Origin of the sequence: Streptomyces sp. NPDC048331 (assembly GCF_043201215.1) — a bacterium.
Lineage (GTDB): Bacteria > Actinomycetota > Actinomycetes > Streptomycetales > Streptomycetaceae > Streptomyces.
Map to the genome: position 1 here is coordinate 1 of NZ_JBICYT010000026.1, position 24,748 is coordinate 24,748.

General features: G+C 71.5%; 17 protein-coding genes. 5 read left to right on the forward strand and 12 right to left on the reverse strand.

All coding sequences use genetic code 11. From position 1 onward, the window contains the following. From ACGFYY_RS30210 to ACGFYY_RS30250, 9 genes are all read right to left on the reverse strand, one after another. Positions 1-1,553, reverse strand: a 1,553-nt coding sequence (locus tag ACGFYY_RS30210) for a phosphoenolpyruvate carboxylase (RefSeq protein WP_393714206.1), incomplete at its 3' end; no start/stop codon positions are given. Between the two features lie 80 nt (positions 1,554-1,633). Then, complete coding sequence (locus ACGFYY_RS30215; protein ID WP_393714208.1) at positions 1,634-2,491, reverse strand: DUF6282 family protein; 858 nt, start codon at positions 2,489-2,491, stop codon at positions 1,634-1,636. Continuing rightward, positions 2,484-4,307 carry an isocitrate/isopropylmalate family dehydrogenase gene (locus ACGFYY_RS30220; RefSeq protein ID WP_393714210.1) on the reverse strand — a complete coding sequence of 608 codons (1,824 nt, stop codon included), beginning with the start codon at positions 4,305-4,307 and terminating at the stop codon, positions 2,484-2,486. The genes ACGFYY_RS30215 and ACGFYY_RS30220 overlap by 8 nt, the downstream gene beginning before the upstream one ends. After that, complete coding sequence (locus ACGFYY_RS30225; RefSeq protein WP_393714212.1) at positions 4,304-5,077, reverse strand: alpha/beta fold hydrolase; 774 nt, start codon at positions 5,075-5,077, stop codon at positions 4,304-4,306. The genes ACGFYY_RS30220 and ACGFYY_RS30225 overlap by 4 nt, the downstream gene beginning before the upstream one ends. A 2-nt stretch (positions 5,078-5,079) precedes the next feature. Beyond that, positions 5,080-6,012, reverse strand: a complete 933-nt coding sequence (locus tag ACGFYY_RS30230; protein ID WP_393714214.1) for a hypothetical protein — start codon at positions 6,010-6,012, stop codon at positions 5,080-5,082. Positions 6,013-6,043: 31 nt separating this feature from the next. Beyond that, the gene (locus ACGFYY_RS30235; RefSeq protein WP_393714216.1) at positions 6,044-7,477 is read right to left on the reverse strand and encodes an FAD-binding protein; all 1,434 of its coding nucleotides are present in this window, start codon (positions 7,475-7,477) and stop codon (positions 6,044-6,046) included. A 47-nt stretch (positions 7,478-7,524) separates the two neighbouring features. Further along, positions 7,525-8,115 (reverse strand): antibiotic biosynthesis monooxygenase, encoded by a 591-nt coding sequence (locus ACGFYY_RS30240; RefSeq protein WP_365274200.1) that lies wholly within the window; start codon positions 8,113-8,115, stop codon positions 7,525-7,527. Between the two features lie 95 nt (positions 8,116-8,210). Then, the gene (locus ACGFYY_RS30245) at positions 8,211-9,191 is read right to left on the reverse strand and encodes an NAD(P)H-dependent flavin oxidoreductase (protein ID WP_393714218.1); all 981 of its coding nucleotides are present in this window, start codon (positions 9,189-9,191) and stop codon (positions 8,211-8,213) included. Positions 9,192-9,554: 363 nt separating this feature from the next. Beyond that, the gene (locus ACGFYY_RS30250) at positions 9,555-10,580 is read right to left on the reverse strand and encodes a LysR family transcriptional regulator (RefSeq protein WP_393714220.1); all 1,026 of its coding nucleotides are present in this window, start codon (positions 10,578-10,580) and stop codon (positions 9,555-9,557) included. A 411-nt stretch (positions 10,581-10,991) separates the two neighbouring features. Here ACGFYY_RS30250 and ACGFYY_RS30255 point away from each other — a divergent pair, with 411 nt between their 5' ends. Both ACGFYY_RS30255 and ACGFYY_RS30260 read left to right on the forward strand, forming a co-directional pair. Beyond that, entirely contained in the window at positions 10,992-14,936 is a 3,945-nt protein-coding gene (locus ACGFYY_RS30255; protein ID WP_393714222.1) for a type I polyketide synthase, read from the forward strand. 190 nt (positions 14,937-15,126) lie between these two features. After that, a complete protein-coding gene (locus ACGFYY_RS30260) occupies positions 15,127-15,771 on the forward strand; it encodes a TetR/AcrR family transcriptional regulator (RefSeq protein ID WP_393714224.1) in 645 nt (214 codons plus the stop codon). A gap of 213 nt (positions 15,772-15,984) precedes the next feature. On the opposite strand, the gene ACGFYY_RS30265 is transcribed toward ACGFYY_RS30260, so the two are convergent. Then, positions 15,985-17,265 carry an MFS transporter gene (locus tag ACGFYY_RS30265; protein ID WP_393714225.1) on the reverse strand — a complete coding sequence of 427 codons (1,281 nt, stop codon included), beginning with the start codon at positions 17,263-17,265 and terminating at the stop codon, positions 15,985-15,987. Positions 17,266-17,361: 96 nt separating this feature from the next. Here ACGFYY_RS30265 and ACGFYY_RS30270 point away from each other — a divergent pair, with 96 nt between their 5' ends. Then, the gene (locus ACGFYY_RS30270; RefSeq protein ID WP_393714227.1) at positions 17,362-17,742 is read left to right on the forward strand and encodes an ArsR/SmtB family transcription factor; all 381 of its coding nucleotides are present in this window, start codon (positions 17,362-17,364) and stop codon (positions 17,740-17,742) included. Between the two features lie 31 nt (positions 17,743-17,773). On the opposite strand, the gene ACGFYY_RS30275 is transcribed toward ACGFYY_RS30270, so the two are convergent. Together ACGFYY_RS30275 and ACGFYY_RS30280 are read right to left on the reverse strand one after the other, a co-directional pair. Next, entirely contained in the window at positions 17,774-19,036 is a 1,263-nt protein-coding gene (locus tag ACGFYY_RS30275) for an erythromycin esterase family protein (RefSeq protein ID WP_393714229.1), read from the reverse strand. Between the two features lie 62 nt (positions 19,037-19,098). Then, positions 19,099-21,243: a UvrD-helicase domain-containing protein gene (locus ACGFYY_RS30280; protein ID WP_393714231.1), complete on the reverse strand. Its 2,145-nt coding sequence runs from the start codon at positions 21,241-21,243 to the stop codon at positions 19,099-19,101. A gap of 102 nt (positions 21,244-21,345) precedes the next feature. Here ACGFYY_RS30280 and ACGFYY_RS30285 point away from each other — a divergent pair, with 102 nt between their 5' ends. Together ACGFYY_RS30285 and ACGFYY_RS30290 are read left to right on the forward strand one after the other, a co-directional pair. Next, on the forward strand, positions 21,346-23,937 hold the full coding sequence (locus ACGFYY_RS30285) for a DUF262 domain-containing protein (RefSeq protein WP_393714233.1): 2,592 nt from the start codon (positions 21,346-21,348) through the stop codon (positions 23,935-23,937). Positions 23,938-24,087: 150 nt separating this feature from the next. After that, complete coding sequence (locus ACGFYY_RS30290; RefSeq protein WP_393714235.1) at positions 24,088-24,615, forward strand: toxin-antitoxin system HicB family antitoxin; 528 nt, start codon at positions 24,088-24,090, stop codon at positions 24,613-24,615. The last annotated feature ends 133 nt before the right edge of the window (positions 24,616-24,748 follow it).

Below are 24,748 nucleotides of genomic sequence, written 5' to 3' on the forward strand. Positions count from 1 at the left end.
TCCAGGAGCGGGACGATACCGATCTTCGCCCAGCCGGTGTGGAGATCGATGAGCCCGGCCTCACGGGCCAGGACGGCGGCCGCGAACACGTCGTCGGCGCCCTGGCACATCGAGATGATGTACGACTCGATGACCTCGGGACCGAAGACGTCCAGGGCCCTGTCCACGGTGTGGAAGACGCCGAGCGTCCGCTCGCCCCAGGCGTCGAGCTCCGCGGGTCCGAGCAGTCGGCGCGAGGTCAGTTCCTTGGCGAGCAGACGCTGCCGGTAGTCGCGCGGCATGTCGGCGTAGCGCCAGGACTCCTCGCCGAGCCGGTCGAAGAGCTGGCCCAGCGCGTGGTGGTGGGCGTCCGCGTGCTCGCGCACGTCCATGGTGGCGAGCTGCAGGCCGAAGGCGGCCAGCGTGCGGATGGTGCGGTCCATGCGGCCGTCGGCGAAGAGCGCGCCGCGGTGTTCGCGCAGGGAGGTCTGGATGAGGGTGAGGTCGGTGAGCAGCTCGGCGGTGCCGAGGTAGTCGCGTCCTTCCTCGTGCGGGGCGCCTTCGGCGAGCCGGCGCTTGGTGTTCTCCAGTTTCTGCCGGACGCAGGTGGCCTTGAGGCGGTACGGCTCCTCGGCGTTCAGCCGCTTGTAGCGCGGGCTGATCTCAGGGAGGCGTTCCAGGTCGTGCTCCAGTGACGTGAGCAGGGCATCGGAAGCGCCGGTGCAGCGGATGGAGTGGGAGAGCAGTCCCCGCAGTTCGTCGATGAGCTCGAGGGCGTCGTTGATGCCGTGTTCGTGCTGGAGGATCAGCACGTCCCAGGTGACGGCGGGGGTGACGTTGGGGTTGCCGTCGCGGTCGCCGCCGATCCAGGTGCCGAAGGTCAGCGGGCGGGTGCCGGCGGGGATCTCGACGCCCACGCGCTCCAGCTCGGCCGCGAGGTCCTCCAGGACGTCGCCGACCGCGCCCGCGTGCAGCTCGTCCAGATAGTAGATCGCGTTGCGCGCCTCGTCGGCGGGCTCCGGCCGCACCACCCGCAGCTCGTCGGTCTGCCAGACGAGGTCGATGTTCTCGGCCAGGCGCAGATCGTGCCGGCGCCGGTCCGATGCGCCGACCGGCGTCTCCAGGAGCTCCGCGATCCGCCGCAGCTTGTTCAGCACGGAACGACGGGCCGCCTCCGTCGGATGCGCGGTGAACACCGGACGCACATGGAGGTTCTCGACCGCGGAGGCGAGGGATTCCGGCACCTCCCGCGCGGCCCGGCGCACGACGCGGGCGAGGGCGGCCCCCGAGCGTTCCCGCTCCGCGCGCAACTCACGCCCGCGGTGCACCTGTTCGGCGACGTTCGCCAGATGGAAGTAGGTGGAGAAGGCGCGGACCAGTCTGGCGGCGGTCTCCAGGTCGATGCCGCCGAGCAGCTCGGCGGCGGCTTCGCCGTCGCTGCGGGTCAACTCACGTACGGTGTCGACGAGTTCCAGGAGTCCAGCGCCCTCCTGCCGGACGAGTGTGTCGTCGAGGAGGTCGCGGAGGCGTCGGATGTCGTCGTGCAGGGCGGTGTGGGAGGTCGGGGCGTTCATCGCTGCTCCTGGGTGGGGTGGTGAAGGTCCGCTCACGGGGTCGACCGTCGACAGGTCCTGGCGTCGGTCGGCCCGTACGCTCACGGCGTCAGCAGATCCGCGGGGCCGGACCGGGTGATCGCCACGATCTGCCGGGCCGTCAGGCCCGCCTCGTCGAACCAGTGCGTGCTCGCGGCCAGCCACCCGGCCACGTCCGGCTGGTCCGGCTGGCCGAGGTCGGAGCTGAACACCACCCGAGGGTGGGCCCGCACGACCTCGCCCAGGTGTCGGGCGTCACGGTGGCCCAACAGCAAGGTGAGCGCCGTGATTTCGACATACAGCCCGGGTACGTCGGCCAGCTCCGTGAGATCAGCCGGCGTGAAGCCCGACATCGGGTGGGTCGCGTGGGTGAGCAACAGGCGTGGCGTGCCGACCCGTACCGCTTCGTCGATCACCCGCAGGGTCGCGTCCCGGTCGCAGTGTCCGGTCGCCACGACGACCGGCAGGTCGCGGGCCGCGCGGAGCACGTCGCTCGCGCCCCGGGCGAGGCGCCCCTCGGGGTCCACCACCGGCTCGCCGCGCCACTGATCGGCGTCGAGCCGGGGGTGGAACGAGGCCCGCCGCAGTCCGGAGGGATGGGCGGGGCCGACCAGCGTGGGCAGGTGTACGACGAGCCGGGCCGGACTGTCCGGTCCGTGTGCGAAGACGGCCTGCTCCACGACGCGCGGCACGACGCCCCCGGCCAGGTCGTTGAGTACGACCGAGCCGGAGACGGGGAGGCCGTCCTGGCGGGCTTCCCAGGCACGGGCGGCCGTGGAACTGAGGTGGCTCTTGAGCACCACCCAGCCCCCGGCCGCCGCGTACGCGAGACCGGCACCGGTGGAGGTCAGCCGCCGCCGGTAGAGGTCGGGCCCGGCGTGATAGTGGACGTCCACCACGCGGTGCGCGAGGTCAGGCATGAGACGGGGTGGGCCGCTCGGAGCGGTCGCTCCACGGGTCGGCGTACCCGAACCGCCGGCGGGCCTCGTCCAGGCGCAGTCCGCCGGCGACGGCCTCGGCGATCGCCGCCTCGGTCCGCTCGACGCGTTCCGCCCGGTCGGCGACCTCGGCGGCGTGCGCGGCCGGTACGACCAGCGCCCCGTTGTCGTCGGCCACGACGATGTCGCCGGGTCGCACGGTGACCTCGCCGACGGCGACGTCCCGGCCGGTCGCCGCCAGTTCCACGCGGTTCTTTCCGCTGACCATCGTGGCGCCCGTGCTGAACAGCGGGTAGCCGGCCGCGCGGATCTCGGAGATGTCGCGGGCCGAACCGTGCACGGCGGTGCCTCGTACGCCGCGCCGCTGGGCCAGCGCCGTCAGCAGCGAGCCCCAGTTGGTGCAGGTGGTGCTGCCCGCGTTGTCGACCACGACGAACGAGCCCGCGGGCACGTCGTCCAGGTAGTTGGCCGCGTTGCGGAATCCCCGGTCGGCACGGGTGTCGACCGGCCGGTAGGTGACGGTGAACGCGCGTCCCGCCGCCCTGGTTCCCGGCACGCGCGGAGCGATCCCCGCCAGGACACCGCCGACGCCGAGGCTGTCGAGCGCGTCCGAGACCGACGCGGTGTCCAGCCGGGCCAGCCGGTCCACGACGTCGTCGGGGACCTCGGGCGCCTCGCCCTCCGCCGCTCCGGTCTCCGATCCGGCCTGCTGTGAGGTCAGCCGGCGGGACACCGCCTCGGCCACCTGTCGGGTGCCGGCGCTGCCGCCCAGGTCGTAGGTGACCGTCGTACGGGCCCGGGCCACGGCCCGTACCGCATGGCGCAACTCCTCCGCCGGGACGGGGATGTCGAGGTGGTCGAGCATCTGGGAGACGGTCAGGAGCATGGCCATGGGGTTCGCCCTGCCCTGACCCGCCATGCCGGGCGCACTGCCGTGGACCGGCTCGAAGTAGCTGCCGTGGTCGCCGATGTTGCCGCTCGACGCGAGGCCGAGCCCGCCCATGACGCCCGCGCCGAGGTCGGAGAGGATGTCGCCGAACATGTTCTCGGCGACCACGACGCCGAACCGCTCCGGTCGGCGCACCATCCACAGGGCGACGGCGTCCACGTTGAGGATCTCGGTCTCGATCCCGGGGTGCTCCCGCGCGATGGCCTCGAGGCGCCGGCGCAGGTGGTCGCTGCTGTTGCGCAGGACGTTCGGCTTGTCCACGAGGGTGAGCAGCCGGTGCCCGTGGGCCTCGGCGTAGGCGAAGCCGTAGCGCAGCAGCCGGTCGATGCCGAACCGGGTCTGCAGCCGCAGCGTGACACTGGTGTCCTCGGCGCCGGACGCCTCGGCGTTGGGGTGGTGGCGGACCACGTTCCACAGTGCCGGGTCCAGCCCGTGGAAGTCGAGGCCGGCGTACAGCCCTTCGGTGTTCTCCCGGATGACGGTGAAGTCGAACCGTCCGTGGTCCAGGTCGGTGACGGGACGGATATTCGCGTACAGACCGAGCCGCTGGCGCAGCTGTACGACCGGCGATACGAACGTCAGTCCCCGGCCCCGCAGCGAGGGCGCGAGTTCGGCCTCGGCCTCGCGCAGCGGCTTGCTGGTGATCGCGCCGAGCAGGCAGGTGTCGGTCTCCTCCAGGAGCTTCCAGGTGCGCTGCGGCACCGGGTCGCCCTCCTGGCGCCAGCACTCCCAGCCGATCTCCCCGAAGCGCAGGTCGAGGGGCAGGCCGAGCCGTTCGACGGTGTCGAGGGCGGCGGAGACGACCTCGGGCCCGATCCCGTCGCCCGGAAGGACGGCGACGCTCTTCATTGGAGTCCCTTCTCCCGCAGGAACGCCCCGATCAGGGCGGACACATGTGCGGCTTGTTCGAAGTGGGGGCGCATGCCCGTCCCGGGGACGACGTGCACCTCGTGATGGGGCGCGGCGGCGGTGTGCCGCCGAGTGACGAGCTGGGACTGCTCTCCGACGATCTGCAGCAGTGGTCCGGGGTGGGCCAGTACGGCCGGCGAGAGGTTGATGCCGCGCAGCAGGCGCATCCCGGCGACCAGTCTCCGGCCGGCGGCCTCGTCGGCCTCCGGCGTCGGGCCGGCGTCCCGCTCGGAAGCCGAGCTGACGGGCAGTACACGCCGGTTGAGCAGGGCCAGGGCCTCGCCAGGGCGCCCCGAGGCGGCCAGGTCGGCGATCTCACCGAGCCGGGCCTCCAGGAGTGCGTCCGTACGCGTGGGACCCGACACGAGCAGGGCCGCGGTGGCCGGACCGACCTCGGGGAGCAGCGCCTGGGCCACGGCGCCACCGAGCGCGTTCCCGCAGAGCAGGTCGACGGGGCCGAAGCCCGGTAGCAGTTCCCGCCAGCGGGCGGTGAAGTCGGCCATCGACCCCACCGTCCCGTCCCACACCGACAGCGTGTCCGCCACCGTCACCCGGAGGCCGGCACCGGCCAGGACCTCGATGACGGGGGTGAAGAACGCGCCTTCGTCCCAGGTGGGCGTGACGGGGGCGAGGACGAGGGCGTGCCCCGTGGCGACGGCGGCCTCCGGTCCGAAGACCGCCGTCGCCACGGGCAGTGCGGTGTGCCTCACCGTCACTGGACCGCTGCGAGGGTCCGCGCGGTGGCGATGCCCTCCCGGTGGCCGCCCAGCAGGTTCTTGCGGTGCTCCACAGACAGGTCGTAGCGGCCGAGTACCAGGTCGGGCAGCGGGAGCGACGGTGCGCCCTCCGGGATGGTGCGGAGCAGCAGGTCCGCCAGTTCCAGGGCGGGCCCCAGGTGGAGCCGGCCCGCGGCCTCGGCGTCGGTCCGGTCGAGGTGCGCCAGCCACTGCTCGGCGATCAGGTTGCCCGGTCCCTTGCCCATGCCCTGGATCGAGGAGTCCATCCAGGTGGCGCCCGCCGCGACGGCGCTGATGGCGTTGGCGAGGGCGAGCCCCAGGTTGTTGTGGGCGTGCAGCCCCACCGGCCGGCCGGTGACCGACTTCGTCAGGGTCGTGAGGTCGGTGGTGTCGACGGGGGAAAGGCTCCCGTTGGAGTCGGCGAGGTAGACGAACTCGGCGCCTGCGTCCGTGGCCGCCGTCGCCACCTCGACCACGTCCCGCCCCGTCCACTGGCTGATCCGGGCGAAGTTGACGCCGACGGTGAAGCCGAGCTCCTTGGCCTGCCGGATGCGGGCCAGCCCCGCCTCGTACCCCTTGGCCGGCAGGATGATCCGTACGAGCCGGGCGCCCGCCGCGTACATCGCGGGCAGGTCGTCGTCCGTGATGTTCTTCGGGTGGAGGATCATCGCGATCCGCTCGGGACCGACCTCCCGTGCCATCGCGGCGATGTAGTCGTCGTCGCCACGGCCGGTGAGTCCCAGGTCCGGCGCCGGCAGCAACGAGCCCTTGCGGTAGGCGATCTCGATCCAGTCGAAGCCCGCCTCCACGCTCAGCTTGGCGTGCTGGAGGGCGTAGGAGAGCGGAAAGTTGAAGCCGTTGCGATATCCCCCGTCGCGCAGGGTGACATCGATGTTGACGGTACGCATGGATCCTCCGGGAAACTGATGAGAGTTCGGGTCAGAGGGACTGCTGGACGGCGGCGTGCGTGCCCGCGAGGCGCCCGAAGATCAAAGAGCGCAGGACGGACGTGGCCGGCGGGTAGGCGTGATAGAAGAGCCCGGTGGCCTCGCCGGCGGCGTACAGGCCGGGGATGGCGGTTCCCGACGGGGTGACGACACGTCCGTCGAGGTCGGTGCGGACGCCGCCGTAGGTGAAGCAGATGGCGGCGGTCACCGGGACGCCGATGAACGGCGGGGTGTCGAGGGCCGTGGCCCAGTTGGACTTCCGCGGCTCGATGCCGACGGTGCTCTTGCCGTCGAGGACGGACGGGTCGAACTCCCCGGGGCCGACGGCGGCGTTGAACTCGGCGACGGTCTTCTCCAGGCCTTCGGCGTCGATGCCGAGCTTGCCCGCGAGAGCCTCCAGGGTGTCCGCCTGCTCCGGCGGCACGTCGCTGAGCAGCGAGTTCATGATGCCGGGGATGGCGAGGGTCTTGCCGTCGGCGATCCAGTACGCCTCCTGGTCCTGGTTCTTCCAGATCTCGTAACCGACGTGCTCGAAGGTGTTGTCCCAGGTGTCGCGGCCCTCGTCGAAGAAGCGCCGCATCCGGCCGTTGACGAAGATGCCGGTGCTGAATCCGTAGAGCACCGCGTCGGCCTGCCGGGTGCGGCGGTCGACCGGCTCGGCGTGGATCCCGTCGAACTGGCCGGCGGTGTCCGCGCCGAGCTCCAGCGCCATGCGCAGCGCGTCGCCCCGGTTGTTCGCGATGCCGGGAGCGATCAGCGGCAGGTCGCAGGCGCGGTCGCCGACGTACCGGGTGAGCATCTCGGTGTTGCCCTGGAAGCCGCCGCAGGCCAGGACCACCGCACGGGCGCTCAGCCGCTGGGTGCGGCCGTCGGCGCCGCGCACCACGACACCGTCGACGGTGCCGTCCTCCCCCGTGGTCAGGCGCAGCGCCTCCGTCTCGTACCGGATGTCGACGCGCGGGTCGTTCTCCAGGGCCGAGCCGAGGTGCTCGACGATGGAGGCGCCGCCGCCCCGGGGGCTCGCGGGCGGTGTCATGGACGGGGTGCCGCCGTCGAAGGTGTGCGGGAGCGGGAAGTCCTCGAAGGCGATCTCGACGCCGTGCTTCTCCACGAAGCTCAGGGTCCTGGGGGTCTCCCGCTCGACGGTGCGGCAGTACTCCTGGTCGGCGAGGCCGGCGGAGACCCGGCCCATGTGCTCGGCCCAGTCGGTGTCCAGACGCCGGTCCTGGGTGATCCGCAGGAAGGCGCCGGTCCAGCGGGTCGCGCCACCGCGCTCCTCCTGGGTGGCGCGTTCGAGCACGGCTATGCGGGTGGGGGTGGCGCGGCCGTCGGTGGCCTCGGCGTAGGACAGGGCGGCGGAGAGGCCGGCGGCGCCGAAGCCGACGACGACGAGGTCGTAGGTACCGTGGGTGGTTGAGGTGGACAAGGTGGCTCCTGGCCGGTGGGAAGGCGGATGGGGAGGGGTGGGGGTGCTCAGCGGGCGGGCGTGATGACCCGGCTGGTGCGGTAGAGCCGGAACTTGGCTCCGGTCGTCGTCTCGGCGAAGGCCTTGTAGCGGCGGCTGAACTCGGAGTCGTCGAAGATGGCGGCGAACCGCTGCTCGTCCGACCACGCCGCGAGGTTGATCACCGCGTCGCCTTCGACGCTGGTCAGCAGGCGGGACCCGAGGAAGCCGTCCGCGGTGGCGGCGACGTGCTCGACGGCGGAGGCGAGCGTGTCCACGGTCTCGGCGGCGTTGTTCGTGGTGGCCACGTTGATGAGCAGGACGCCGGCGTCCGGTTCGGGCGACGTCACGACGCCCGGGCTGGTGCGGCGGGCCTCGAAGGCGGTCCGCTCGTAGGACACGAGACCCAGGACGTGCCACGGGTCGCTCTCGACGAGCTCGCGGACCTGGGTGTCGTCCAGGTCGGCCGTCACGATGACCGCGCCGCCATCCGGGCGGGGACCGCTCAGCAGGATGCGTCCCTTGTCCGCGTGGTCACGCAGCCAGGCCTTGTGCTCGGGCAGGTGCGCGGCGACCACGTCCGACGCGGCCAGGTAGGTGAGGGTCAGGATGTGAATCATGGGATCTCCGCGGGGAGTTGAGGAGGGGAGGGGGACGGGGTGTGGGGACGGGGTGTGGGGGGACGTGATGTGGGGGAAGCGGGGGCGGGGGACGGTCAGGAGGCGGTGAGGCCTGCGAGGCGCGCGAGCACCGCCTCGGCCTCGGCGACGGTGTCGCGCACCACGGCCGCGGCCGGCTGGATGTCCCGGACCAGGTCGAGCACCTCGCCGGCGAACATCGCGCGCTGGCTGGTGTCGTCGCGCGCCACGGCGGCGACCCACTCGGGCTCGACGTCCGCGCGCTGTGCGGCGAGTTCGGCGTCGCGGCCGGTCCAGGTGTGGGTGAAGTCGTTGCCCACCGACCGGGCCTGGTAGACGGTGTCCCAGGGGATACCGCGGACCACGTCGAAGGCACGGGTGTTGACGGTGTCGGTGGTCGACGCCGACACCAGCGTCGTCTTGAAGCCCGTGGTGGCCAGGGACTCCTCGGTGGCGGCGAACCGGGTGCCCATCATCACGCCGTCGGCGCCCAGCGCCAGCGCGGCCGCGAGGCCTCGGCCGTCCGCGAACCCACCGGCCGCCACCACCGGGACGGTGCCCTGGGTGATGTCGAGCACGGCCGGGACGAGCGGCAGCGTGGACTGTGTCTTGTGGTGGCCGCCCGCCTCGGACCCCTGCACGACGAGCACCGAGGCGCCGGCCTGGAGGGCCACGGTGGCCTGCTCGGTGTCGTGCACCTGCACCACCACCTGTGCCCCGGTCCGAGCGGCGGACTCGACGTAACGACGGACCTGCGCCGGGTCGCCGAAGGAGAGGGCTATCACCGGCGGTGCGTACCCGAGGACCTTGTCCCACAGGCCGGGCCGCTCGTCGAAGGTGAACATGACACAGCCGACGCCCCACACGCCGCCGCGCTCGGCGGCGTGGGCCACGTGCTCGTCGATGAAGGCCGGGTCTCCGTAACTGACGCCCACCAGGCCGAGACCCCCGGCCTGGGTGACGGCGGCCGCGAGGTGTCCGCCGGAGACGGAGCCCATCGGCGCGGACACGACCGGATGGTCGATTCCCAGGAGCTCCGTCAGCTTCGTCGAGATCACTTTTCCCCGATTCCTTTCGGTTCCTCCGGGTCGAAAGACCGGAGATGACTGGTTGATGCAGGCGATGTGCGTCCCGAATTATCGCGATGTTCACGCGATGAATTTTGGTCCCCGTCGTGACGGTGAAACCGGGCCGCTTTCACGTTCTGAAGACTAGATACCGAAGGCCGTCCGGGTCCAAGACGGAAAGCGCGTGGCTGCCATCACGCGGAGCCTATGACTCCGGATTTAATCGTTCCGTATAAAGGAAGACGCTTCTCGACGGCGGTGGCAGGCGGGCGCCCGGAGACAGCGGAAAAAGCGGATGGCCCGGAGCTGGGGGAGCTCCGGGCCATCCGCCGGTGTGTGGTGTGTCTACGGGTGTCAGGGGAGGTAGGGCCAGTCGTGTCGGGCGGCGACGCGGCTGAGGACGTGGGCCGCGCGACTGCCGCTGAGAGCCGTCACCGCGAGCCGCTCACGCGGGGCCGCGCCGGCCGGCAGGGGGCGCCAGGTGAGCTGGGGATCGCCCTGGACCGCGAGTCGGGGGCGCAGTGCCACGAGATCGGCGGTCGTCTGGAGCGCGTGCACGAACAGGGCCTGCTGGTCGTGGTCGATGGGGTGCAGCCGGGCGTTCCAGCCGAGACCGGCGAGCTGTGCCGGCACCGTTTCGGCGTAACCCGGGGCGCACCCGCGCTCGTACCAGAGCAGTCGCTGAGTGGCGAGGTCCGCCCAGGTCAGAGCGGTCTGCGCGGCCAAGGGGTGGTCCGGGCGCATGACGATCCCGAGCGGCTCGTCCCAGACGACGGCCCGCACCAGGTGGGGCGCCGGGCACGGCAGTCGGACGATGCCGAACTCGATCTCGCCGTGTCGCAGCAGTTCGAGCTGGTCCACCGTGCCGACGGAGCGCATCCGCAGGCGCGGCCGCCCCGGGTCCTGGCGGGTACGGGCGCAGCCGACCAGGCCGTTCTGCACCTGGGCGAGCACCTCGGCCGGCACTCCGCCGCACACGCCGACCGGCCACGCGCGGGGGGCCGGGGTGGCCGCCGCGATGGCGGTCCGCAACTGGCCCGGTATTCCCTGGATCTCCCGCAGGAACGCCCGACCGCCCGCCGTCAATTCGACACCGCGAGAACTCCTGATGAAAAGCGACGCACCGATTCTCCGCTCGAGCCGCCTGATCTGCTGACTGAGGCTCGGCTGGGATATGTGCAGCTCCTGCGCGGCGGCGGACACGGTCCCCGCACGCACCACGGTCAGGAAATACCGTAAGTGACGCATGTCGAAATCGTCGATGTCTTCGGCGTGGGTGACGGCCTGAATGAATTCGTTGTGCTCCGGGTCCGAGGAGCCCGTTTCGGCGGCCTGCTGTTCCAGCGGGAAGGAGGCGATCCCTTCGTCCAGCACGCTCATCGGCTTCACTTGCCCTTTCGCGATTCTTCCTGGGGTGGAACTGGCTGTCGTGATGCTGGGGGTGTGTGATGTGCCGCCCCGCGTGGGCATGCCGGTGCCGCCTGGTCCCGCGCTGGTCCGCCTTCCGGCGCTCGCCGCGTCGACGCACCTCCCCGCCCTGCTGGATCGCAGCGGCGACTGCCCCCTCTTCCGTCTACGCAAGACCAAAGTTATACCAGCAACCATTTTTGATCCATGATCTATGACGTACGCCACATCGAGCCCGGGGTGGAGGTGTGGGGCGTCAAAAAAAGTTGACCTTGAGTCCAATATTGGATCAGAATCTCGACTGCTGGACCCCTCATCCACGTCACTCGTGCCATCCGCGCCCGCGGCGGTTCTGCCTACTTCACCCTGAAGGTGTGCTCTCTCGTGAACGCGTTAAATCCTGATATATCCATCGCTGTCGTCGGCTTGGGGTGCCGGTTCCCCCAGGCCGCGGGGGTCGGCGAGTTCTGGCGGAACCTCATGGCCAACACGGACTCCGTCGTTCCCGTGCCCGGTGACCGCTTCGACGTGGAAGCGGTGCACTCCCCGACGCCGGGGATGCCCGGGCGGACCGTCTCCCGGCACGGCGGGTTCCTCGACGATCCGTTCGCGTTCGACGCGGCCTTCTTCGGTATCTCTCCCGCGGAAGCCACCTCCGTGGACCCCCAGCACCGCCTGCTGCTGCCGGTGGTCTGGGAGGCGCTGGAAGACGCGGGCATCGTCCCCTCGTCCCTCGCCGGCAGCCGCTGCGGCGTCTTCATGGGCCAGGCGACCTCGGACTACGCCCGTGAGAACGGCGCGGCCGAGCACTCGCTCCGCGAGGCCGCCGGAAGCCACCTGCGGGCCATGGCCGCAGGCCGGGTCTCGTACGCCCTCGACCTGCGCGGGCCGAGCATCACCCTCGACACGGCCTGCTCCTCCTCCCTGGTCGCGGTCCACGCGGCCCGGCAGAGCCTGCTCACCGGAGAGTGCGACGTGGCCGTCGCCGGCGGCGTGAACCTCATCCTGTCTCCGCAGGACGCCATCGCCTACTCGCAGGCCGGGATGCTCTCCCCGGACGGTCGCTGCAAGTTCGGCGATGCCGGCGCGAACGGGTTCGTCCGCAGCGAAGGCGTGGGGGTGGTCGTGCTGAAGCGGCTCGACGACGTACGCGCAGGGGAGCGCGTCCACGCGCTCCTGCCGGGCAGCGCCGTCACCAACGACGGCCGGGCCGGCGGACTTCTGCTGCAGCCTGCCGTGGCCGGGCAGGTCGAGATGCTGGAGGCCGCCTGGCGCGGCGCCGGGCTGAGCCCTGCCGACCTGGACTACGTCGAGGCCCACGGAACGGGAACCTCGGTCGGCGACGGCGTCGAACTGCGCGCTCTGGCCCAGGCCCTGCGGCAGAACGGCCCAAGGCGCGGGCGCCGTACCAGGACCGGCTCGGTCAAGAGCAACATCGGGCACACCGAGGCCGCCGCGGGCATCGCGGGTCTGATCAAGTCGATCCTCGTCGTCCGCAACGGCGTGATCCCCGCCTCGCTGCACGTCACCACGCCGACCCCGCTGCTCGCCGAGGACGACTGCCCCGTCGAGCTCGTGACGGGCAACACGCCGCTCGACCCGGCCGGGGAGCGGGCCGTGGTCGGCGTCAGCTCCTTCGGCCTCTCCGGCACCAACGCCCATGTCGTGGTGGCGGAACACGTACCGGCGGAGCGCGAACCGGAGCACGAGGCGACCCAGCTCCCTCCGGGACGCCCCACCCACCTTCTCGTCCTGAGCGCCCGCTCGCCCCGCTCCCTGCGTGAACTTGCCCGTAAGTACGCCGACTTCCTCGGCCCCCGCGGCCCGGGCCGGAACCTCCCCCTGTGGGACCTCTGCGCCTCGGCCGCACTCCGACGCGAACACCACGCCTATCGACTCTGGGCGGTCGGCGCCGACCACCAGGAACTCGCCGCCACCCTCCGCGCCCAGGCCGACGGAGAGGAGAGCGACCGGGCCGGATCCGGCGAGGCCGGCTTCGGGGCGGCTCGCCGCACCGCCTTCGTCTTTCCCGGACAGGGCTCCCAGTGGCCGGGCATGGGGCGTGCGCTCCTGGAGTCGTCCGGCGCGTTCCGTGAGGCCATGCTTCGATGCGACCGGGCGATCACGGAGGAGACCGGCTGGTCGGTGATCGACCTGCTCACCGCGGCGCACCAGGAGTTCCCGGTGGAGGTGGAGAAGGTCCAGCCCGCGCTGTGGGCGATGCAGGTCGCTCTCGCCGCGCACTGGAAGGACATGGGGGTGGAGCCCGAGCTCTGCCTCGGCCACAGCATGGGGGAGGCCGCGGCGGCCTGCGTCTCGGGAGCGCTGACACTGCGCGAGGCGGCGGCGGTGATCTGCCGGCGCAGTCGGCTGATGCGGCGCCTCGCCGGACAGGGCGGCATGCTGGCCACCGAACTCTCGGGCGAACAGGCGCGGCGGACGGCCGGAGCCACGGCCGGAGCGGTCTGTGTCGCCGCCGAGAACGGACCGAGCTCGACCGTCCTCGCCGGCGAGAGCGCGGCTCTCGACGCCATACGTCGACACCTCGACAGCACCGGAGTGTTCAGTCGCCCGGTACAGGTGAACGTCGCCTCCCACTCGCCCGCCATGGAAGGGATCAGATCCGAACTCCTCGACGCGCTGGCCGACCTCGCTCCGGCCGCGCCCCGCACCGCCCTGTACTCCACCGTGCGTGCCGCGCCCGTCGAGGGGCCGGAGCTCGATGCCGCGTACTGGATGGACAACCTGCGCGAACCGGTCCGCTTCCACGAGACCGTCCGGCAGGTGGCGGAGCAGTGGCCCCACGTCTTCGTCGAGGTGAGCCCCCACCCGGTCCTCGAAACCTCTCTGCGCGAGACCCTGCGGACCCTGGGGGGCGAATCGGCCACGGTCACGTCCACCCGGCGCCACCAGGACGAGCACCTGCTGATGGCCCAGGCGCTGGGCCGACACTTCGCCCACGGCGGGCCGGTGCGGTGGGCGCGCTGGTTCCGTACGGAGACCCCGGCCGTCGAACTGCCCACGTACGCCTGGGACGAGGAGCACCTGCGACGGCCCCCGGTCGGCCGGGAGGCCTCCGCGCCGGGTCGGCATTCCGCGCAGGTCGTCCTGGACCGGCGGGCCGCAGGCGTACGACTCCACGGACTCGCCCCGCTCCCGCCCGCCGCCCACCTGCGCATCCTGCACGATCTGGCCGTCTCGGCCGGGCCGGGGACCGTGGGCACGGGCATCGTCGTCGAGGACGCGCGGGTCGGCGAGGTGTTCGTGGACCTCGGCGCGCGCCGCGACGAGACGGTCACCTTGCGGGCCGTTCTGGGTGAAGCGGTGCGAGGCGGTCGCCCCGCCTCCGTGCACGCCCTGCCCGACGAGGAGGGAGGCGAGGCCGAGCTGTGCCTCACGGCCTCCGTACGCGTCCTCCCCGAGGACGAGCCGCCCCTGGCGCGCGCGGAGATGGACGCCGCGCTGGCGCAGTGCCGCACGTACCGCTCGGAGCGGGAGTTCACCGGCGACCTGGAGGCCCGGGGCTACGAGGTGGACCCCTCGTTCCGGGCGGTGCGACACATCTGGTCCCGCGGCGGCGAGGCGATCGCCCAGTTGCGCCGCCCGGCCGGCTTCCACCAGGCGAGCTGGGAGATCTGCCTGCACCCGCTCCTGGCGGCGCTGCCGGAGACGGACGCGTACTTCCCGATCGGCTTCGAGCGGGTCCGGTTCCGCGCCGAACTCCCCGAGAACTTCTGGGTCCACGCGCGGCGCACCTCGGGCGCGCAGACCGCGACCGTGCGGGCCGATGTCGTCGCCGTCGACGACGAGGGTCGCGTACTCGCCGAATTCCTCGGCGTCCGCCTGCGCCGGGCCGAGCGGCCGCAGCGCCCGTCCGTCGACCCCGTCGGCCTGGTGCTGAGGGCTCCCGAACTCGCCGTCCGCCTGGTGAAGGACGGCAGCCGGCTGCCCCGCCGGATCGCGTCCTCCGTTACGGACGCGCTGCGCACCCTGGCCACCGTGCCCCAGCCGCTCCCCGCCGGTCCGCCCCCGGGTGACGTGGCGCCCCCTCCGGGGCGGGAGGCACCCCCGCGACCGACGGGCGGGAGCGATGTCCTCGTCCGGAACGCGGCACGGCTCCTGGGTACGTCGCCCGAGCGGATCGACGCCCGGCGACCGCTCAGTGCGTACGGTCTCGACTCGCTCATGGCCATGCGCCTGAGGGCGCAGCTGCGGAAGGACCACGGACTTGACGTGTCGGTCGACCGGCTCCTGGGGGAGGAGAGCGCGGCCCGCCTGACCGAGGCGCTGTCGGCCCAGATGCGAGAGGATCCGGACGACGCCGCATGAGGGGAACGAGTGGGGGTATCGGCCGGCCGGGCCCCTCTTTGCGCCCTACCTCGATCCGTGTACTGGCGACCAATGATAGATCGTGGTACACGTAGTTCAGGTGGGCTCATCGCGTGGAGTTCCGCCGTGCCTTCGCGTGCCGCAATGCGCGGTTACGAGGCCCGTGCATTTAAAAGCAAGCAGGGACAAAATGACCGACTCAGCCACCTCTGCCCAGACTCTCCCCGGACGGCGTGAGCGCAATAAGCAGAGGGTCAAGAATCACCTCTACGAATCCGCGATCAAATTGATCACGGTGAAGGGGTACGAGCACACCTCCGTCGACGAGATCGCCGAAGAGGCCGACGTGGCCCGTGGCACCTTCTTCAACCACTTCCAGCGGAAGGAGGATCTCATCACGGCCTGGGGGGAGCGGCGCCGGGTCCGGCTCACGCACGGCCTCGGCGGCGCGGAGGCTGAGCCGCCGGTGTGTCTCCAGTCCACGTTGGAGCGATGTGTGGACGTCCTGTGCGAGATCAACGAGGAGGAACGGGATGTCACTCGGGCCATGCTGATGGCCTGGGTGAAGGCCGGCCGTCCGATGCAGGAAGAGCCGTTCGCCGGCGAAATATTCGCACGCGTGATCGAGTCGGCGCGAAAGCGGGGCGAGATTCCCGGTGAGACCAACTCCCTGCGTGTCGGATTGCTGCTCAGGGACGTCTACCTGGGCACGCTCTATCGCTGGTCGCAGGAGAAAGGGGGAGAAATGGACTTGCGTGCCGAGTTGAACGCCGTGTGCTCGATCATCCTGCACGGAATCGAATGCGCCCCGAAAGTGCAACGGTCCGTCCGCTGATGAGTGGATTTCTCGGCGGGTGAAAGTGCGCGGGGCAGGGTGACTGTCGAACGGGCCGGACTCGCCCCGGAAGCGGAAGGGCCGCTGACCGGGGGGAGTCCGGCCCGTTCGGCGATCCCGGACACGGGACGGGCGTGACGCGGGACCGGCATACGGCAGTGCACCGCAGGGGGCTGCGGTGCACTGCCGTACGGCGGTCTGCGGTGGAAGGACTCAGGCCGGCTCGGGGGCCCGACGGCGTGTGCTGATCACCACGAGGCCGCCGATGACCGCGAGGGCCGTCAGGACGGCGGCGAAGACGGTCGCCCCGTCGGTCAGTCCCACGGCGTCGCTCAGGTAGCCGGCGGAGACCGGAAGGATGCCGGCGGGAAGGTAACCGCCCACATTGAGCGCCGCGTTGGCCTCGGCGAGACGCTGCGGCGGCACGGTGGAGTTGAGCAGCGAGAGCCCGCCCAGCTGCCCCATTCCCTGCCCGGCGCCGGCCAGCAGTGCGGAGGCGATGAGGACCGCCACCGACGAGGAGTGCACGGCGCCGGCAAGGGCGGCCATGCTGAGGGTGGTGGCGGCCGCCCCGGTGATCAGGATCGTGCGGCGGCGCAACTTCTGGACGGCGAACTGCACGCCGGTGGCCGAGAGGAACATCGCGAAGGCCATGACCCCGGCCACCACCCGGCTGGTGGTGCCGAGCAGGCCCGACAGGAGCGAGGGGCCCAGCGAGAGGACGAATGAGGTGGCGGTGATGCCGGGGGCGAACACCGCGATGCCCAGCAGGAGTTGCAGGCCGTTGCCCTTCGGCACGCCCGGGATGCGGACCCAGGCGCCCTTCGGGGGTGCGACGGGTCGACGTACGGGCATGCGCAGGACCGCGAGGAACGCGGTCGTGAGCAGCGCGATCTCGACGACGAAGACGGTGACGGTGGGGGCCGGGGCCGTCTCGGACAGGACGCCCGCGAGGAGCGGGCCGAGGCCCGCGCCGAAGACCATGGCGCAGGAGGCGAGCAGGGCGGCGAGACGCTTGCGCGCCTGCCCGGCCACATCGGTCACCGCGGCCATGCCGGCGGAGACGACGGCGCCGACGGCGATGCCGGTGAACAGACGGGCCACGATCAGTGCGGCCACCGACGAGGCCGTCGCGAAGATGACGCATGCCGCGACGCCGAGGGCGAGAGCGGGCAGGAGTACGGGCTTGCGGCCGAGCCGGTCCGAGACCACGCCCGAGACCAGCAGGGACCCGAGCAGTCCGACGATGTAGAACGCGAAGATCACGGTCAGGGTGCCCTTGGAGAAGCCGATGTCCTTCTGCCACAGCACGTACAGCGGGGTGGCCGCGTTGGACAGGATGAACACCGCGGTGACGGGCCAGGCGGCCAGCCAGACCCACCAGGTGGGCGCCAGGGTGGCGGTGGCCGGACCCGATCCCTGTGCCGGCTGCGCCGTTGTGGTGTGCCGCGCTCCGCTCGCCGCGTGTGCGGGCACCGTTCGACTTTCCGACATGAGCGTTCCTCCGTCGAGGTATGTACGAGTTAAGTCGAACTTAGCATGCGGTACGATTAAACTCGTACATAGGATTCGGGTTATAAGGAGTGGCCTATGTCGGCGACGACGCGATCAGCGACCACCATCAAGGTGCTGCCGGAGCCCGCCGGGCTGCCGGAGCCCCTGGCCGAACCGGCGGTGGGTGAACTGCGACTCGAAACGGTGCTGGGCGCGCTGAGCGACCCCCTGCGCCTCGGGATCGTGCGCAAACTCCTCCTGGAATCGGAGGAGTTCGACCATTCCTGCGGGTGGTTCGGCCTGGACCGCCCCAAGTCCTCCCTCACCCATCACTTCAAGGCGCTGCGCGAGGCGGGCGTCACGCGACAGCGGCAGTACGGTCTGGAGCGGCGCAGCCACGTACGGGTCGCCGACCTCGACGCGCGCTTCCCCGGACTCCTCGACCTCGTCGCGGACTGGACACCGGCCCCGCGGTGACGGGACCGCCCGGGGCAGGGGTCTCGTGGAGTCAGCGGCTCTCGGGGTCGAGGTCCGGCAGGGGGCGGGAGCAGGTCGAGCGGGAGACGAAGGCGAGTCCGTCGTAGTCCTCGGCCGGTGTGAGCGGGGCGGTGTGGAAGCGGTAGGTCAGGCGCGGCACGGCGGCGCCGAAGCTGCGTTGGGCGGACGGCTCGTGCAGCCACCGGGCGCCTTCGGCGGACGGGTCGGCGGCCCGCAGGTCGACGTAGTAGTTCCCGGGGGCCGCGGCCGCGAGCCGGCCCTCCACGCTCCGCAGGCTCGTGCCGATCCGGTGACGGACGCCGGGGCCCTGGGTCCGGTTGGCGCTCCGGGCCCGGAAGGAGCCCTTCCCGAACAACAGGCCCAACGCGTAGTAGCCCTCGCCGAAGCGGGCGCGCAGGTGGCTGCCGAGGGAGGGCACGCCGTTGCCGTACGCGCCCTTCACGATGTGGCCGTTGTGCGCCCAGAGCGCCACGGGGCCCTGGGCCCCGGCGCCTTCCGCGTGTCGGGCGACGGCCTCGGCCATGTAGCGGTCGCGTACGGCGAACACGTTGTCCTCCGGGGACCCGGGATCCAGGGAGCGGGTCACCAGGTCGGCGGCCCGGCACAGGATCCGCGCGTGCTCGACGGCCCCGGCCGCCGCCTCCGGTGAGGTGAGCTCGGCGAACTTCGCGCGGTTGTCGTCGAGGAAACCGGCGACGGCCCGCGCCCGGTGCAACAGGCGCTGCTCCGGATCGGGGCCGGAGCCGGGCCGGGCCCGCGCGAGGACCTCCAGCTCCGCCAGGTCCGCGGCCCGCTCCGGCGCGACCTGCTCCAGGTACGAGCCGACCGCCGCGACCGAGTCGGCGCCCAGCTGCGGATCGATGCCCACGAACCGCACGCGCCGCTCGGCGGGCACGCCGCCGTTGTGGGCGCGCATCCACTCGACGATGTCGAGCATCTCCTCGGTGCGCCACGTCCAGAAGCCCAGCCGGGCGATCAGCCGGACGGGATCCCCGACGCCGTGGCACACGTACGCGTCCACGGCGCGGGCCGCCGACTCACTGGCTTCCATCGCGAGCGTGGTGCATCCCATGTCCCGCACCAGGAACTCCAGGACGCGGTGCTTGAGCCGGAAGAACTCCCGGGTGCCGTGGGTGGATTCACCCAGCCCCACGATCCTCACGTCCCGGAGCACCTCGCGCAGCGGTGCGAGGTCCTCGTACGGAGCGCCCGGGTCCAGGGTGTCCAGGGTCCGCGCGTGCGCCGCTAACCAGCCTTCGATGCCGTTCGACATGGTGATGTCCCCTTCTTCGTGCCGGTGCGTGCCGGTGCGTGCCGATGTGTTTCCGTGTGTGCCTACTCCTGCCCCCGCCACGGGGCGAGGAACGGGCTGGGCTCCCCGCTCCAGGAGACCCGCAGGGCCTCGCGTGCGCGGGTACAGGCGACGAACAGAAGGCTCAACTCGCCCGAGCGGTCCTCCTGGTGCTGTTGAGCGTCCACCTCCGCGGGTGTCAGGGCCGACGTCAGCGGAACGATGCCGTCGCTCACACCGGCGACGGCCACGCAGCGGAACTCCAAGCCCTTCATCCGGTGCATGGTCCCGATGCTGATGCCGTCACCCGACCCCTGCGTACCACCCAGGAGCCGGACCGGCAGATCGGCCTGCTCCAGCGCGTATGCGATCTCCTTGCCCAACTGCATGTACCGGACGGCCACCCCGATGTCGCCCGCCTCCACCCCGTCGGCCATCCACTCGGCGACGCGCTTCGTGAGCTCCGCGATCTCCTCGGCCTTGCCGCTCGCCGCCCGCAGTTCGGGGTGCGCGCCGTTCAGTACGGATCGGTAGCCCGCCAGCGACTCGGTCCCGCCGTCCATGTCGTCCGGGTTCTCCCGGTCGAGCAGGGACGTCGACCACCGCAGGATCTCGTGCGTGGTGCGGTAGTTGATCCGCAGCCGATGGGACCTTCCGGTCACGTTCACGCCCAGGCCGCGCAGCGACACCTTGTTCCCGTAGATGCGCTGGTGCGTGTCGCCCGCGATGAACAGATCGTCCGGACCGGGCGCGACCGACGCCCGCAGCAGACGCCATTGCACCGGATGGAGATCCTGGGCCTCGTCGATCACCACATGACGGAACGGACGGTCCGTACGCGGCTCCAGCAGCCGGGTGGCCTCCGCGCACACCTGGAGGAAGGTCCACTCACCGGCCTGGCGCAGTTCCCGCGTGAACGCCTCGACGGCACGCCAGACGTGGGCCCGCCGCAGCGGGCTCAGCGCGGTGCCCCGACCGCTGCGCGACGCCTTGAGGTAGGCCTCGGGCGAGCGCAGGTCCTGGGCCAGGACGACCTGCCGCCACTCCTGGTCGAGAAACACGTCGCTGTGGTCGAGACCGAGCCTGCGGGCGAGCGCGTTCCAGCGGGCGTTGATCTCCTTCTGGCCGGTCAGGATCGTCAGCGGACCGCCCCGGTCCTCGCGGACGAGCTGATGGGCGAGGGCGTCGACGTTGACGACGCGGATCTTCGCGCGCAACGCCTCGTCCGGGATGAGCAGTTCGAGTCCGTGGCGCAGGTCGGCGGCGAGGTTCCTGGTGTAGGTCGTGAGGAGCACCGATGCGTCGGGCGCGTCCTCCGGCAGCTGCCGCGCCAGATGGAGCGCGCGGTGCAGGGCCACCACGGTCTTGCCCGTGCCGGGGCCGCCGGTCACCCGGGCCGGCCCGTTGTAGGAGGGGTGGTAGGCGATGCGCCGCTGGCTGGGGTGCAGGAAGACCCGCCACGCGTCGAACGGCCGGGACAGGACCTCCAGCAACTCCTCGGGCCCGGAGAGCAGGGCGATCCGCCCCTGCGAGCCGGCCATCGCGGCGGCGAGCTCGTCCCCGGCCGGCGCCTGCTGCGCCGCGCCGGCGGCGCGTTCGGCCTGCGCGGCCACCGACTCCCGCCAGACGTCCTCCGGGCTCAGCCCCGCCGCCAGGCCCGCGAGTACGTCGTACTGCTGCTCGGGGAGGATCTTGCGGAGCGCGTCGAGGTGGGCCTCGGTGCCGAGGTTCCGTACGAGGGGCAGCAGATCGGGGTCGATGCCGAGGCGGGTGAGCTCCTTGTCGGCGACGTCGGCGAAGAGCCGCGCCTCCGCCGCGTACGCGGAGTGCCGCACATCGGCGGAGGCGCGCTCCAAGGCGATGTCGTCGCGCAGCTCGATGCCCTGGGTCGCCGAGTTGACCGTCGCCCGGTGGCTCAACGCCCAGGCGATGGCGTCGTCGTGCGCCATGACCTTCAGGAGGAGGAAGCTGTCTCCGGCATCCGGTGCGAGAACGACCCCGCGCATGAACTTGGTGACGCGCAGGGTGCGGATCCGCGGATCGCGGGGGTTCTCCAGTTTTTCCAGGTGGAGCCCGGCGTGACGGTGCTCGCGGAACTTGTCGAAGACCTCGTGGACCCGCTTCTGGACGGTCTTCTCCAGCCGGGCGAACTCCAGGAGGAAGTCCTTGTGGATTCCCAGCGTCGCCATCTGTGCCCCCGGGTCGTACGCGTGTCGACGTTTCGACTGATCACCGTACGGTACGGCGCGACAATGGCTCGTCGACAGCGAGGGTTTGACGAGAGGACGGGCGTGCACGCTCAGGAGACGACCTTCAGCAAGCTGGTCCAGGGGGAGCAGCAGTTCCAGGTACCGCTCTACCAGCGCACCTACAGCTGGCAGCGCGACGAGCTACGGCAGTTGTGGGACGACGTGCAGGAGCTGGTCGAGGACCGACAGGAAGGGCGCCCCGGCTCCGGCCACTTCCTCGGCTCGGTGGTATTGGCACCCGAGCGCGTCGCCGCGGGCGGCATGCAGCGTTGGCTCGTCGTGGACGGGCAGCAGCGGATGACCACCCTGATGCTCGCGTTCACCGCCCTGCGGGACCACCACCGTGGCCGGGGCTCGACGAAGAAGGCCGCCCGCATCAACGACCTGATCCTGGTCAACGCCTACCAGGACGGGCACGACAGCTACCGGTTGCTGCCGACGCAGGCGGACCGCGAGGCGTACACCGCCTGCCTGGACAGCCTTCCGAAGGCCGGCGGCGCCGGGAACGTGGGCGCCGCCTACCGCTTCTTCGTGGCGGCCCTGGCGGAGGGGACGGAGAGCGGGGGTGAGGCCTGGGTGGACGCGGTCGAGTCCGTCCTCGGCGACTGCCTGTCGATCGTCGCGATCACCGCCGCGGAGGGCGACAACGTCTACCGCATCTTCGAGTCCATCAACAACACCGGAGTAGGGCTCAGCCAGAGCGACCTGCTGCGCAACTACCTCTTCATGTGCCTACCCACCAGGGGCGAGGACGTCTACCGCAAGCGGTGGCTCCCCATGCAGGAGCTGCTCGGCCCCGCTCATCTGGAGCTGCTGGTGTGGCTCGACCTCGTCGTCGGAGGGAACGGCCGAGCGCGGCAGAGCGAGATCTACCGGGACCAGAAGAAGCGCCTGGAGCCGCTGAGCGGCGACGAAGCCGCGCTGGAGGCCGAGATCGCCCGGTTCTCGCTGCGCGCCGACCGCCTCATGCGGATCCTGGAGCCCGAGCGGGAGAACGACCCGGAGCTGCGGGCGGTACTGGAGCGCCTGTCGCGCTGGGGCGGCCAGACCCACTACCCGCTGACCCTGCACCTCCTCGACCTCGTGGACACGGACCGGACCACGGCCGCGGAGGCGGCGGCCACCCTCACGTTCGCCGAGAGCTACATGGTGCGGCGCCTCTTCGCGGGCCTGTCCACGACGGGCAGCAACCGGGTGTTCATGGAACTCCCCAAGGAACTGGACAAGGACGGCTCGCCGGCCGACGCGGTACGCCGCTTCCTCTCACGGCCCCGCACGGGCGCCCGTGTCTGGCCGAGCGACGAGGCGGTCCGTGAAGCCGTCCGCACCCGCCCCTTCTACAAGACCGGCCGCAGCAACCAGCGCTTCCAGATCCTGCGCCGGCTGGAGGAGAGCTATGGGTCGAGCGAGCCCGTCGACTACGACAAGGCACCGCTGACCGTGGAACACGTACTGCCGCAGCGGCCGGCGCAGCAGTGGTTCGACCTGCTGGCCGAGGAAGCCGCGGACGGCGAGAGCCCCGAGGAGATCCACAACCTGCTCGTGCACACCCTCGGCAACCTCACCCTCTCGGGCGAGAACGCACGACTCTCCAACCACCCCTTCCACCGCAAGCAGGAACTGCTCGACTCCAGCGCGCTCCGGATGAACCAGCACATCGCCGCACAGGAGCGCTGGGGTCGCACCGAGATCCTCGCGCGGGCCGAGGAACTGGCGGATCGGGCCGTGCGGCTGTGGCCCGGACCCCTGGAGGGCGTCGTGCGGGCGGACGACGAATGGGCCGGCTGGCGGGAGCTGAGGGAGACCCTGCTCGCGGTTCCGGCCGGGACCTGGACCTCGTACGGCGAACTCGCCGCCCTGATCGGGACCAGCGCCATCGCCGTCGGCAACCACATGGCGGCCAGGACGGGACTGCACTGCGCGTACCGCGTGCTGACCGCCGACGGCCGGATCGCGGGCGGGTTCCGGTGGACGGACGACCGGTATTCCGGCGACCCCCAGCTGGTCCTGGAGGCCGAGGGCGTGCCCTTCGACGAGAACGGCCGTGCCTCGAAGGCGCACCGGCTGAGCAGCGCCGACCTGGCCGTCCTGGTGGGCAGGGAGATCCCGGAGGAGAGCCCGGCGGGGCCGCCGACGGCGTCGCCGGCCGGCGGTGACGAGGCGGCCGTCCGCTTCGAGACGCTGCTGCGCGCGAACCAGACGCCGCAGGTCGTCGAAGGCGTCCTGGGCGCGCTCCGGTTCTGGGAGGAACAGGGCGGCCACCAGGTCTACGGCAAGGCGAGCGAGACCAGCTGCTTCCCGACCTTGGACGCGGGCGCCGCGCATGCGCCGCGCACGCTGTGGCCGATCGGCATCTACCCGGTGAGCGGCACGGCGGAGGTCGTCTTCCAGTACCTCAAGCGACGTCCGCCGTTCGACGACGAGCCGCTGCGGCGGGCCCTGATGGAGCGGCTCAACGCCATCGAAGGCATCGACCTGGCGGAGGCCAAGCTGGACCTGCGTCCCTCCTTCCCGCTGGAGGTGTTCGCCGCCCATGGCGCGGAGATCCGTTCCGTACTGGAGTGGTTCGTCCACGAGGTCGCCTTGGCGGAAGCCCGCCGCCCGATCGAAGACGCCGATCCGGCGATGTGCTGACCCGTGCGGTAAGGCGGGGCGGCCGCGGCGCCCCGTTGGCTCAGGATGGTGCCTGCATGGCACACGCTCTGACCTGCGAGTTCGATGTGTGTGACATCTGAGGCGCCACGTTGGCTCGTCATGGCGCCAGATGTGTGTCATGCTAGGGCTATGGACCTCACGCCCTATGTCGCCAGCCTTCGCAACGAGCTCGCGGTAGCCGCCGAAGCCGGTGGCGAAGATGCCCGCGCTCTCGCCGAGCGCATCACCGCGCCGCTGGAGTCGGCCACCAGACTCATCCTGTTGAGCGCCCTGTCGGACGCCATGGGTGAGGTCACCCGGGAGCTGGCACCGGGGTCGGTGGACGTGCGGTTGCGCGGGCTCGAGCCCGAGTTCGTCGTGACCGCGCCGCCGAAGGAGGAGCCCTTCGCGGCGCAGGGCTTCGAGGAGATGCACGCCCCGTCCGCCGTTCCGCCCCTGCCGGAAGGGGAGGACAGCGGCACCGCACGTATCAACCTCCGACTCCCCGGCCACGTCAAGACCCGTGCGGAGCAGGCGGCCGCGCGGGAGGGGCTCTCGCTCAACGCCTGGATCGTCAGAGCCGTCTCGGGCGCCCTGGAGCCCGGCGGACGCCCGGGCGACGGGACGGCGCCCCGGCGGAGCGGCGGCGGCAAGAGCTTCACGGGCTGGGTGAGCTAGGGCCTGATCCGAAGACAGGCCCTGGGGCGGGCTACGGGGTCGGTCCCCTGGCACCACGTCGGCGGGCGAGGGGCCGATCACTCTCGCGACATCTTCACGTCCCCGCGGCGGGGGCGACCACCAGACCCACGAG